The organism is Eubacterium sp. ER2 (assembly GCF_000765215.1).
Lineage (GTDB): Bacteria > Bacillota > Clostridia > Lachnospirales > Lachnospiraceae > Claveliimonas > Claveliimonas intestinigallinarum.
The window spans coordinates 1-12,413 of record NZ_JPJE01000047.1; the positions used below are offsets into that span (position 1 = coordinate 1).

Below are 12,413 nucleotides of genomic sequence, written 5' to 3' on the forward strand. Positions count from 1 at the left end.
TACCGGCACATCCAGGGACACCATTATGTCCCCGTCTTCCAGAATCACTGAATATTTCTCATACTCCTCTTTACACTTTATCTGTAGCATGTTTATTCCTCCTCTTTTTGTGCAATCTCTTGTTGCTCCTCATCGTATCAAGGTAAACCGCCAACAGGATCAGGAGACCTTTTATGATGATCTGCCAGTACGATGTGACATGCAGCATATTCAGTCCATTATTCATAAATCCCATGATCAGCACACCAATCATAACTCCGCCGGCCGTTCCGATCCCACCATTAAAACTCACACCGCCAAGCACGGCTGCCGCTATGGCATTACACTCAAATCCTTCTCCTGCGTTCGGCTGTCCAGAATATACTCTAGATGCAGCAATCACGCCAGCAAGGGCACTGAACATCCCCGTGATCACAAATACTGTTGTAGTGATTCTTTTTACTTTTATCCCCGCATACACAGCGGCATGCCTGTTTCCTCCTATAGCATACATGCCCCGTCCAAATTTTGTCCTGTTGAGCAATACGCACGTAAATAGAAGACAGATGACAATGACAACTGCCAGGATTGGTACAGGACCTATATATCCTGTTCCGATAGCATTAAAATGGTCGTCATAGCACATGATTGATTTTCCATTCGTCATCAAAAAAGATGCCCCGCGGAAACACTGCTGAGTCGCCAGTGTGATGATAAAACTCGGAATGGTCGTAAATGTAGCAACCAGACCATTAACCAGGCCACAGAAAGCGCCAAAGCAAAGTGTAATCAGTATAGCCACTTCAGCTGGCATACCTGTGTTGATCATAGTCACACAAATGCAGCCACTTAATGCTAAGACACTCCCGACCGACAGATCTATCCCTCCAATAATCAGAACCATCGCCATTCCAAAGGCCAGTACTGAGTCTACACTGATCTGCCGCATGACAGACAAGATGTTGTCTACTGTCAAAAAGGTATCTGTAAAGATAGCCAAGACAAGTACTAGCAGCAGAAGCGCCACCAAAATCATGGAGTTCCTTTTTAGGAATTTATTCATGCCTTTGTTTTCTAACAAATTACCGGTTATATGTTTCATGCTTAAAACCTCCTGTTGCATAATGCATGATGATCTCCTGCGTCACCTTTTCTTTATCCGGTTCAAATATCTTGACCATCTGTCCTTCACACATAACGCCGATCCTGGTACTCATATTCATGACCTCAGGAAGTTCTGAGGAGATCAGAATGATCGCGACACCCTGCCTGGCAATATCACAGATGAGATGATAGATGTCTGATTTTGCGCCTACATCAACACCTCTTGTAGGCTCGTCCAGTATCAGGATCCTAGGATGAGCTGCCAGCCATTTGGAGATAACGATCTTCTGCTGGTTTCCTCCGCTAAGTTCTCCAGCAAGTTGTTCCGTATCAGCCATTTTAATCTCCAGTTGCCCAATATACTCATCAAAGATACTTTTTTCTTTCTTTTGATCGACAAAAACACCTTTAATAAACTCTTTCATGACTGTGATCGTCATATTAAAAGCAATCGTGTTCTCCAAAAAAAGGCCACTTGTTTTCCGATCCTCAGGGACAAGGGCTATACCCCTGTCAATAGCTTGCCTAGTAGATTTAGGAAGGTCCTTTTTCCCATCAATGAAAATTTCGCCAGACTGCACATGGTCTATCCCAAACAGCGCATTTGCCAGTTCAGTCCTTCCTGCTCCCATCAGACCGATCAAGCCGAATATCTCCCCCTCGGCCACAGAAAACGTAATGTCCTGCACCTTTTCTGTCGTGAGATTTCGGACTTCAAGCAGCGTTTTTCCAGGAACAGCCTTATAGTCGGGATAGTAATCTTCTATCTTATGTCCCACCATACTCTGGATGATCTCTTCATAGCTGATTTCCAATAATGGTTTTGTAACCACATGGCATCCATCTCTCATGACAGTCACACTATCTGCAATCTTAAAAATCTCATCCATCTTATGGGAAATATAGATGATCGCTGTACCTTTTTCTTTTAAAGAACGTATCTGTTCAAACAAGAACTCCACTTCCCTGTCCGTCAGAGATGACGTAGGCTCATCCATGACCAGGATCCCTGCATTCATTGAAAGTGCTCTGGCTATCTCTACCATCTGCTGTCTGGATATGCTCAGTTCCCTCACGATCGTATCCGGGCTTACATCATCAAGCCCAATCCTGCCAAGCATTTCCGCTGCTGAGGCATTCATCCTGGGATAATCAATAAAACCTGCCTTGGTCTTAAACTCTCTCCCAAGAAAAATATTTTCTGCCACTGTCATATCCTGCACAAGGACGATCTCCTGATGGATTATAGCAACGCCTGCCTTCTGCGCCTCTTCTACAGAACCCTGCGTCAGTTTCTCACCATCTATCCATATCTCTCCGGAATTACAGGTGTAAATCCCACCTAATACTTTGATCAGGGTGGATTTCCCTGCCCCGTTTTCACCTGCAAGAGCACGGACCTCCCCCCTATCCAATCCGAAATCTACATCGTGCAGTACCTGTACTTCGCCAAAGCTCTTGTTGATCTGTTTCATCTGTAATTTTTTGGCTTTTTCCATAATCCTTGCCCCCTGTAAATTTCAGACTACTCGATTCCCCAATATTCCTTATATGTGTCAATATTGTCTTTTGTGCAAAGATTAAACTGCATGTGGGGATCCTCATCACATGAACCAGTCTCCAACACCTGAATCGCACGATCGGCTGCCTCTATTGCCATCTCTTTCATCGGATAAACAGCTGTGATATCCAGTGCACCATCTTCCATATTTCTGATATCTCCAGAAAGTCCATCTACGTTTGCCACCAAGATGTCGTCTGTTTTTCCTGCTGCTCTGACTGCAGCCGCGATGCCAATACCACAGTTTGAGTTGTTTCCGAAGATAGCAGAAATATCCGGATACTGCTGTAGCCAATCCTCTGTCTTCTTCATAGCTTCATCCTCCGTACAGACGCCATCAAAAACTTCCAAAACATCGATATCATCGTATTGGCTGATCGCATCCTTAAATCCATCCCCTCTTTCCCTGCACACAAAAGCAACATCATATGTCAGCATAGTCAGTGTCCCTCTGTAATCCAGGGCTTCTGCAACTGCCTCGCCCACAGCATAACCGGCTTCATAGTTATCTCCAGTAACAGATCCCACCGTCATATCCAAGAGAGAGTCATCCAATACCTGATTCACACTCAACACTGGGATATCAGCCGCATTACAAAGTTCAAATGCAGATTTAACTCCAACAGAATCGCATGCCTCTACAACGATGAGATCCGCTCCCTGACTGATAAAATCTTCTACGTCTTTTGTCTGCTGTGCCTGATCCGTATCTGCATCTTTGATAACAACTTCATACCCTTCTTTTTCCAATCTTTCCTTCATCGTATCACACAAAAGTGTCAAGCCTTCATTGGTATACATGGAGGTCGTGATCCCTACAAATCCTTTACTTTCTCCTCCTGAAGATTCATTGCTGTCTTTTTTCCCTTCACTTTCAGAACCACAAGCAGCTAATCCTGACATCATTAATACACATAACAAAACACTGATGATCTTCTTTTTCATTTTTTCTCCTTTCACTTTCGTTTCTTACATAGTTTTTATTGTGCTCGAGCACGTTTTGTAATTATAAATTACTCTACATGTGCTATATTGTCAAGTTTTTTTTGATTTCATTTGAATTATTCACTATTTTTCACAAACACTCTTTATAACCTACGCAAAATATGTCTTTTTTTTCGCTATTTTTCACATATTTTGCTCTTGAATAAAATCCACTAACAGCTTTTCGTATAAAATCGAGTAGGGGAGATTTTCTCTCCCCTCTCACACCACCGTACATGCCATTCGGCATACGGCGGTTCAACATAACTTCAAAGCATGACGCTCAGTATAATAGTCAAGACTGCTTATAAGCCCTGCTTTGGCTAATACATCTTTAGAGATTGCCCTGACAGCGCATGTCTTAGTCGCTACCCAGTAATAACGATCTCCACAATACGCTGTCAACCTTGCAAGGTCTTTCCCGACTCCCAGTTTCTGCAAGCCCCATTGTCGCTTCCCTGGAACTTTCCACTGTTTCCAGATGATGACTCTGAGTCTTGTCCTTAAATGTGCGTCTATCTCTGTCATTGCTGTTTTCATGGAACCAAGGGCATAGTAGTTAATCCAGCCTCTTGTCACCTGATTGACTTTCTCAATCTTACTCGTGACTGTTCCCACCATTTTCCTACAAGTCAGTTCTTTCAATCTGCCTTTGAGCTTTTTCACTGACTCCTGATGGGGCCTGCACTTCCATTCTTTCGTCTTGCTGTCTTTGTAGAACCCGAAACCAAGATATTTCAGTTTTGTCGGCCTTGTGATGTGGCTCTTTGTCATGTTGACCTTTAACCCAAGTTTCCTCTGTATCCAGTCCGACACCGTCCGCATTACTCTTTTTGCACTCGATTCGCTTTTGACCTCTATTACACAGTCATCTGCGTATCTTGTAAATCGGAGTCCTCTTGTTTCCAGTTCCTTATCCAGTTCATTCAGCATGATGTTTGACAGCAGGGGGGACAGATTTCCGCCCTGCGGGGTTCCCAGTTTTGTTTCCTCGTAGCCCTGCGGCGTCATAACTCCTGCTTTCAGGTACTTGCGGATTAGGGATTCTGTATCGCCATCATTGATTATGTCGTGAACCAGACTCATCAACTTGTCCTGCGGTACATTATCGAAAAACTTCTCCAGGTCAATATCTACGATCCATTCATAACCTTCGTTTAAATATACAAGCAGTTGTCTGATTGTCATTTCACAGCTTCGGTTCGGTCTGAAGCCATAACTCCACTCTGAAAACAAAGGCTCACACATGGGGCTTATCACCTGCACGATACCTTGCTGGATCACCCGGTCCATTACAGTCGGAATTCCCAGTTTTCTTACTCCACCATCCGGTTTGGGGATTTCCACCCTCCTGGCCGGCTGTGGTTTGTACTTCCTGTGCCTGATTTGATTCCTGATACTTTCCCAGTTCTCTTTGATATAATCGCCGAGTTCTTCAATCGTCACCTCATCTACTCCTCCTGCACCTTTGTTGGCACAGACCTTTTTGTATGCAGTGTTCATGTTGTCTTTGGACAGTATCTTTTCCAACAGTTCTGACATTGCCTTGTGTGCTTTCTCCTCGTTCTCACGGATTCGCCCTAAGCTATGCAGTACCTGCTCATTTACGTTTCGCCATTCCTGCCGTTAGGTATTCCATGAGGCATACATTTGATTACACGGTTACATTGTTCGGTCCTTCGGCAACGCTCATTTCAGAGCTTTGCCTACTACGACTTCTGCTGACTTCTCACAGTTCGTTGTTACTACGGTATATCTCCGTCTGTGAGACCTCGCGGGATAAGCCTGCCAGTCTTTCCTCGTCTACCCGCCTGATTTACGCACATGGGTTACGGTTGCCTTTAGGACTTCGCTATCTTGGGCCAGCTTATCCGCCATGTACGCCTTATATCAGGTTTCTGTTCGTCAGGCTACGATTTCGCTATCCCTTCTTCTCGTCCACACCTCGCGATGTAAACCTTGGGAGTCACTATGGGGTTCGTTGGCAACTACGCCCCTTGTGGACTTTCACCACAGACTGACGGCATGCCCGTCATACACAAAAAAATCTCAGTATCATTTCCAATACTGAGATTTTCCTTTATAGTCTTATATAGTGTCATTTAAACGTCTGCTTTTTTCATGAGCTTTTTAAACTCCCTGTAAAACAAAGTAGACGTAGTCAGCACCGCAATGGCGTCCGCCACCGGCTCCGCCAGGAACACGGCGAACACCTTATCCTCCAGAAGAGCCGGGAGAATGTAGATCAAGGGGATGAGCACGATGATCTTCCGGAAAATAGCCAGGAAGGCGCTGACTCTGGAATTGCCCAGGGCGATGAAGGACTGCTGGCAGGAAATCTGGATGCCCATCAGGAGCACGGAGCCCATGTAAATCCGCAGGGCCCACTTGGTCAGCTCCGCAAGCTGGGCGTCATTGGTAAAAATGGCCACAAAGAGTCCCGGCACAAGCTGCACTGCCGCCCACAGCACAAAGGCAAAGGTAAAACAGCAGATCGTCTGGATCTGGAAGGCCTTCTTCACTCTGGCCATGTTTCCCGCGCCGTAGTTGAAGCTGATGATAGGCTGTCCGCCCTGGGTCAGGCCCTGCAGGGGCAGCATGGCAAACTGCATGACGCTGGACAGAATAGTCATGGCTCCCACCGCCAGATCCCCGCCGTACTTCAGCAGAGAAGAGTTAAAACACAGAAGCAGGATGCTCTCCGTGGACTGCATGACAAAGGGCGCCACGCCAAGGCCCACGCAGGGCATGAGAAGAGACCGGCGGATGCGCAGGTTTTCTTTTTTCAGCCTGAGCACGGTCTTTTTTCCGCACAGGAACCAGACCGCCCACACGGCGCTCAGCGCCTGGGACAGGATGGTGGCCAGGGCTGCTCCTGCCACGCCCATGTCAAACAGGAAAATGAACACCGGGTCAAGCACAATGTTGGTGACCGCCCCGATCACCACGGTGAGCATGCTGATCTTGGAAAATCCCTGGGCAGAGATAAAGGCGTTCATGCCCAGCGTCAGCTGCACAAAGATGGTTCCAACGGCATAGATACTCATGTACTCCTTGGCGTAGCCTATGGTATCGCTGCTGGCGCTGAAAAGATAGAGGAGGGGTTCCTGGAAGAGGAGCACCGCCGCCGTCAGGATGACAGCTATCACGATCAGGGCCGTAAAACAGTTCCCCATGATCTTCTCCGCGGTTTTGTTGTCCTTTTTTCCCATGTAGATACTGGCTCTGGGCGCTCCGCCCATGCCGATCAAACTGGCAAAGGCGGATATGATCATGATCAGGGGGAAGCAGACCCCCACTCCCGTCAGAGCCGTGGAGCCGATCTCCGGTATGTGCCCGATGTACATCCGGTCCACCATGTTATAAAGCGCATTCACGAGCTGGGATGTGATGGCCGGCACTGCCAGCGTCATCAGAAGTCGCCCTATGGGCTCCTCTCCCAGATTCACTTCTCTCGATATCTCCATCTTCATTGTCTATCTCTCTCCTTTTTCTGTAAATCTGTCAAGAATTTTCGTCATAGTCGCCTCCATCTGGTCGATCTCCTCCTGGGAAATCCCCTCCAGAAAGGCTTCATTGATCTTTTTTATCTCCCCCTGCAGTCTGCTGACAAGAGGCGCTGCCAGCTCTGTCAGACAAATTCTCTGAATCCTCCTGTCCCGCTCATCCTGCCGGCACTCCACCAGTCCTTTGGCGGCCAGGGACTCCAGGCTCCGGCTCACAAGCCCTTTGGAGACGCCCAGGATGACCCGCAGCTGGCTGGCCGTGTCAATGGTCCGGTTGTTGGACAGGAGAATGAGTATGGAAATCTCATTGGGTGAAAACCGCTCCTCCTCGAATTTCCTGTTCAGTTCATTGGCATACACCTGCCGGATCTGGTTAAAATAGCCAAGCATGGCCTCCACTGTTCTCTGCATGTCTCTTCCCCCGCAAGGTCACTATAGTTTACTTGTAAACAATATGTAGTGTATAACAAAAGGCGGCATCTGTCAATGCCGATGTTGTCATCAGGAGACGTTTCCGGTATAATAGCAGATACACGACACATATGCGCATTTTCTGAGAGAGGAGGCATCCACGTGAGGCTTTGTATTGCAGCTGCTCCGTGCAGAGTCTGATCCCGGGCGGGACTGACACGGAGCTTTGTCAAATGGAAAATACTGCCGTCCGGAAAGGGCTTTGCACTTTTGATCTGTTTTATCAAAAAAGAGAAAAGGAGCAAAGTCATGATACAAAAACTGAATACTTTATTTAATGGATTACATACATTTATCATCCTCTGGGCCACCCAGGGATTCTCAGCCCTTGGCAGCTCCATGACGAGCTACGCCCTTGTCATATGGGCCTACCAGCAGGAGAGGTCGGCTCTGGCCTCCTCCCTTCTGACTGTGTGTTCCTACGCCCCCTATGTGCTGCTGAGCATTTTTGCGGGAGCCTTAAGCGACCGCTGGAACAAAAAGCTCACCATGCTGGTGTGCGACAGCTTTGCGGCCCTGTGCACGCTTTCCGTCCTGGCCCTCCTTGCGACCGGACGCCTGGAGCTTTGGCACCTCTATGTGGTCAACGCCTTGAGCGGTCTTGGGAACACCCTGCAGCAGCCCGCCTCGGATGTGGCGGTGAGCCTTTTGACTCCCAGAGAGCAGTACCAGAAGGCAGCGGGGATGCGGGCCTTTTCCAACTCCCTTGTGACTATACTGGCGCCGGTTTTCGCCACAGCCCTTCTGTCGGCCCTGGGCATTTACGCGGTCATCGCCTTTGACCTTCTCACCTTCACGGCAGCCTTCCTCTGTCTGGTCTTCTTTGTGAAGATACCGGAGCGGGATCTGTCCAAAGGCTCTGAGGGACAGTCGTCTGTGCTGGTGGCTGCCGGCCAGGGCCTGCGCTACCTGGGGGAAAACCGGGGGATCCTGGATCTCATCCTCTTTCTGGCCTCCATCAACCTGGTGGCCTCGGTGTACAATGCGGCCCTTCCCGCCATGCTTCTCTCCAGAAACGGGGGAAGCCAGGGGGCTCTGGCATTGGTATCCGCATGTACAGGCCTGGCAAATGTGGCAGGCAGCGCCATCGCCACCTTCCTGCCGGCACCCAGGAGCCGGGTCAGAGCCATCTGCCTCTCCCTCCTCTTTGCCATGAGCACGGAAAACTTTCTTCTTGCTCTTGGACGGAGCACCCCTGTGTGGTGCCTGGGAGCTGTCCTTGGCTGGCTCTTCATCCCGGTCATGAACACCAACATGGATGCCCTCTTCCGCACCCACATACCCTTGGAGATGCAGGGGCGGGTCTACTCCGCGAGAAATACTCTGCAGTTTTTCACCATACCTGTAGGCTATCTGCTGGGCGGTGTTCTCGTAGACCGGGTCTTTGAGCCCTTTATGGCAGGCCAGGACAGGGGCAGCATCCCGTCCATCCTGTTTGGCACTGGAAAGGGATCAGGCGCAGCCTTTCTGTTCTTTGTGATCGCATTTGCAGGCATACTGGTATGCCTCTACTTCCAGAGAGACAGGCATATATGGGAGCTGGAGGGCAAAAGAAACGATTAAATTTACACCAATAAAATGTGCAGGCGCAGACTTCTCGGTCTGCGCCTGTATGCCATACATTTCCAGGAGGAAACAAAATGAACGGATTTATACTGCTGCTTCCCTTTTTCTTTATCAGGTTCGTCGTCCTGGCATTTCTTGACAAAGCCTCTCTACAAAGAGCAGCCATGTTTGCACCCCTGAAGGGAAACGAAAAACCAGCTTATTACATATATCAGTTGACAAATGCAGGAATTATTCTCTATCCTTTCTTCCTCACAGTAAAGCCGGCTCTGTCCCCATTCTTCCTCCTTGGGCTCATCTGCTATCTTCTGGGACTGCTCCTCTGTCTGGTCACGGTGGCGGCCTTCGCCTCGCCGGATGAAAACGGGCTCAACACTGACGGAATTTACCGCTTTTCCCGCAATCCCATGTATGTCTCTTACTTTTTCTGCTTTCTTGGGATAGCGCTGCTGACTAGGTCACTGCTCCTGCTCGGGGTCGTCCTCCCATTTCAGGTCAGCGGCCATTTCATCATCCTCTCCGAGGAGAGATGGTGCCGCGAGAAGTTCGGGGCGGCATATGAGGAGTACTGCCGGAAAGCGCGGCGGTATATATAAATATATATGAGTAAGGTCAGCTCCTGCGGCCAAACAGGCAGGTCTCCTCTCATTCCCCCTGGTATTCTGTCAGGGAATACCTCTCTCCTTCCGCTTCAAACACCTCTTCAAAGGGCAGGCCCTCCCGGTAGATCCATCTCTTGATGTAGACCGGGCTCATCACAAACAGCCTCTCGTTTTTCAGGCCGGAATACCTCTCAAAGGAGCCGGGAAAATGCTTTCTGTACAGTCCGGCAAATCTCTCATTTTCCATGGGATGTCCCAGCTCCCTGCAGACGCCCTCAATCTGTATATTGTCCATGCACAGAGCCGCCTTCTTATTCTCCGCAAGCTGCCTGTACTTGAGGAAGGTTTGGTCTGTCTGAAAATACAGAAGCCCCTCCATCTGGATAATGCTCATCATCCTGGAGGAAACTCTGTCTTTCGCGGCAGTGGAGAGCACCATCTTCTTCGCCTCGCCAAAGGCTGCCCAGAAAGAGCTCTGCTGCCTTCGAAACTCATTTTCATGGTTCCTGGCGTACTGCAGGAGCTCCGGCGTCCCGGACCAGTACCGGACGCCCCAGTGTTCAAAATCCCATTCCTCCATATAGTCGTTGCACTCATAGTCAATATAATATAAGACGCCCTCCCGCAGGATAAAGTTGGTGGGAAAATAATCGATGTTAAGTCCTGCCGTGCCGAGGCGGAGGCACATGTCTTCGACCTGCTCCTGGCAGATTTCCGGCAGCACACCTCTAAGCACGAGGTCATACACGGTCTCTCCCTCTATGAACTCCTTGACGATCCTCTCCTTCTCCCGATCCACGTCCAGCAGCTCTGGCATGGGAATTCCAATATTTCTCAGTCTTTTATAGTCCTGCAGCTCCGACTCCAGCTTATCCCCGAACTGGTAGTAATCGCAGGGCTCATGGTGGATCTGCTTTAAGACCACGTAGTTTCCTCCCGCAAGGGCCAGGTAGGAATAGCCGCCCTTCCCTTTCCCCAGAAGCTTCAGAATAGTGTACTTTGTTCCGTTTACAATGACTGTCTGTTCCACGCTTTCTCTCCCCTTCAATCGTATTTCTCAATCTTCACCGTCCCGATGGCCGACAGATCCGGCTCCCCGGTGACAAGGTTCTGGGGCGAGGGCACAAGCATCATAAAGCCCTCCTCCCCGTATCTTTTCGCATAGCCCTGGGCGTAGTCCTCCTCCACGGACATGTGCTCCACTTTTCCGATGACCATGGCCGCCATGCCGGCGCCGCTTAAGTCCTGCACGTCCCGCAGAGTGCACTCCATGGTCAGGAACGCCTCCCTTATCACCGGGGCATGGATGGACCTGGCCTCCTCCAGAGTGAAATTCCCTGGCTGAAACTCATCGCTGTCGTACTCGTTATGGAAAATAGTCTCTGTCAGCCTGTCATAACAGCTGATGGGCAGGAAATTGACGCAGAAGCATCTCTCCCGCAGGATGTTGGCGTAGGTGTGGGTGTGCTGGTACAGATTGCCCATGACCGCGAAAAAGGCGGTCTTGTCCCCGTGAAAGCAGCTCCAGCTGTGGAGGCACACATTGGGCTTCCCGTTCTCCTTCCATGTAGTGATGGCAAAGAGCGCGCCGGGGACAGCGGCGGTCGTCTCAAAGTGGGAGAAAAGCTGGAACTCCTCCGGGTACAGGGATTTGAAATATCCGGGGAACTCTTTCCCAATCTCAATCTTCATGTTCTGCATCCTCCTTCTTAAAAATCAGGATTTTATAAATGACTATACGCGGTTGCCCCCGGCTATATCCGGTGGTCACTCCTGACAAAGGGCTCCTCCGATCCGGCCTGCAGGATACACATGTCTCTTGAGCCCGGAAGCTCCGGCAGGTACGCCACCCCGTCAAAGACGGTGGAGCCCCCGTTGCAGTCCGGTACTGTGCCCGGGTAATTGCAGGTACAGATGGCCGTCATGTTCTCAAAGGCCCTGGCCCGGATCTGGGAGAGCCGGTTGATCTCCATGGGACAGGCGTTGGGCACGAGAATGAGCTCCGCCCCCTTCAGCATCAGAATTCTGGCGCTCTCCGGAAATTCCCGGTCATAGCATATCATGGCTCCGGTCTTCACCGGGCCCAGGGGCGTGTCCAGGTCTGCCACATAGAAATCCTCTCCCGGCAACAGGTCCGCCTCCGCCCCGAACTCGCAGGTGTGCACCTTTGCGTAGGTGAGGACCCTCTCCCCGTTCCGATCAAATAGTGCCAGCGCATTGCGGCATCCCGCTCCGCATTTTTCCAGAAATGTAATGCCGATGGCCATGGAAAGCTCCCGGGCCAGCTCGCCAAAAGCCCGGACAAAGGGGCCATCCGCCGGAACCGCCTCCTTTTTCCACTCCTCATAGTTCCTGCTGCCTATATCGTAGCCACAGCTCCACATCTCCGGAAAAAGGGCGATGTGTGCTCCCATCTTTTTCGCTTCTTTACAGTATTCTATCCCCTTCTTCAGATTGCCCTCCAGCGTGCCGCAGGGGGCAATCTGGAGGAGGGCTGTCCTCAACAGCTCCATATCCTTCTCTCCTTCCATTTGCCTATACTATATCTGTCTTTCAAAGTCCTGACAAGTATCATCAGCATCTTGACGCAATGTCAACAAAAGAATATAATAATATTGCTGACACAGTGTCAGCATTTCA

11 protein-coding genes are annotated in these 12,413 nt (G+C 49.7%); 2 read left to right on the top strand and 9 right to left on the bottom strand.

What is annotated here, in order from left to right; all coding sequences use genetic code 11:
- Window positions 1–70: 70 nt before the first annotated feature.
- The 6 genes from NI21_RS0114280 to NI21_RS0114305 all read right to left on the bottom strand — a co-directional run bounded on the left by NI21_RS0114280 (window position 71) and on the right by NI21_RS0114305 (window position 7,545).
- A complete protein-coding gene (locus NI21_RS0114280; protein WP_052084158.1) occupies window positions 71–1,081 on the bottom strand; it encodes an ABC transporter permease in 1,011 nt (336 codons plus the stop codon).
- Window positions 1,062–2,582, bottom strand: coding sequence for a sugar ABC transporter ATP-binding protein (locus NI21_RS0114285; protein WP_033126885.1), 1,521 nt, complete (start codon window positions 2,580–2,582; stop codon window positions 1,062–1,064). The genes NI21_RS0114280 and NI21_RS0114285 overlap by 20 nt, the downstream gene beginning before the upstream one ends.
- Before the next feature lie 26 nt (window positions 2,583–2,608).
- A complete protein-coding gene (locus tag NI21_RS0114290; RefSeq protein WP_033126886.1) occupies window positions 2,609–3,589 on the bottom strand; it encodes a sugar ABC transporter substrate-binding protein in 981 nt (326 codons plus the stop codon).
- 297 nt (window positions 3,590–3,886) lie between these two features.
- Complete coding sequence (ltrA, locus tag NI21_RS0114295) at window positions 3,887–5,170, bottom strand: group II intron reverse transcriptase/maturase (RefSeq protein WP_033126887.1); 1,284 nt, start codon at window positions 5,168–5,170, stop codon at window positions 3,887–3,889.
- Between the two features lie 560 nt (window positions 5,171–5,730).
- Window positions 5,731–7,095, bottom strand: a complete 1,365-nt coding sequence (locus NI21_RS0114300) for an MATE family efflux transporter (RefSeq protein ID WP_033126916.1) — start codon at window positions 7,093–7,095, stop codon at window positions 5,731–5,733.
- Between the two features lie 9 nt (window positions 7,096–7,104).
- Entirely contained in the window at window positions 7,105–7,545 is a 441-nt protein-coding gene (locus tag NI21_RS0114305; protein ID WP_033126888.1) for a MarR family winged helix-turn-helix transcriptional regulator, read from the bottom strand.
- A gap of 309 nt (window positions 7,546–7,854) precedes the next feature.
- Here NI21_RS0114305 and NI21_RS0114310 point away from each other — a divergent pair, with 309 nt between their 5' ends.
- On the top strand, window positions 7,855–9,168 hold the full coding sequence (locus tag NI21_RS0114310; RefSeq protein WP_033126917.1) for an MFS transporter: 1,314 nt from the start codon (window positions 7,855–7,857) through the stop codon (window positions 9,166–9,168).
- Window positions 9,169–9,245: 77 nt separating this feature from the next.
- Window positions 9,246–9,767: an isoprenylcysteine carboxylmethyltransferase family protein gene (locus tag NI21_RS0114315; RefSeq protein WP_033126889.1), complete on the top strand. Its 522-nt coding sequence runs from the start codon at window positions 9,246–9,248 to the stop codon at window positions 9,765–9,767.
- 49 nt (window positions 9,768–9,816) lie between these two features.
- Here the strand turns inward: NI21_RS0114315 and NI21_RS17335 are convergent, their stop codons facing one another.
- The 3 genes from NI21_RS17335 to NI21_RS0114330 all read right to left on the bottom strand — a co-directional run bounded on the left by NI21_RS17335 (window position 9,817) and on the right by NI21_RS0114330 (window position 12,286).
- Entirely contained in the window at window positions 9,817–10,803 is a 987-nt protein-coding gene (locus NI21_RS17335; protein ID WP_081958107.1) for a pyridoxamine 5'-phosphate oxidase family protein, read from the bottom strand.
- Window positions 10,804–10,817: 14 nt separating this feature from the next.
- Window positions 10,818–11,465 carry a flavin reductase family protein gene (locus NI21_RS0114325; protein ID WP_033126890.1) on the bottom strand — a complete coding sequence of 216 codons (648 nt, stop codon included), beginning with the start codon at window positions 11,463–11,465 and terminating at the stop codon, window positions 10,818–10,820.
- Between the two features lie 62 nt (window positions 11,466–11,527).
- The gene (locus NI21_RS0114330) at window positions 11,528–12,286 is read right to left on the bottom strand and encodes a carbon-nitrogen hydrolase family protein (RefSeq protein WP_081958108.1); all 759 of its coding nucleotides are present in this window, start codon (window positions 12,284–12,286) and stop codon (window positions 11,528–11,530) included.
- Window positions 12,287–12,413: the final 127 nt, after the last annotated feature.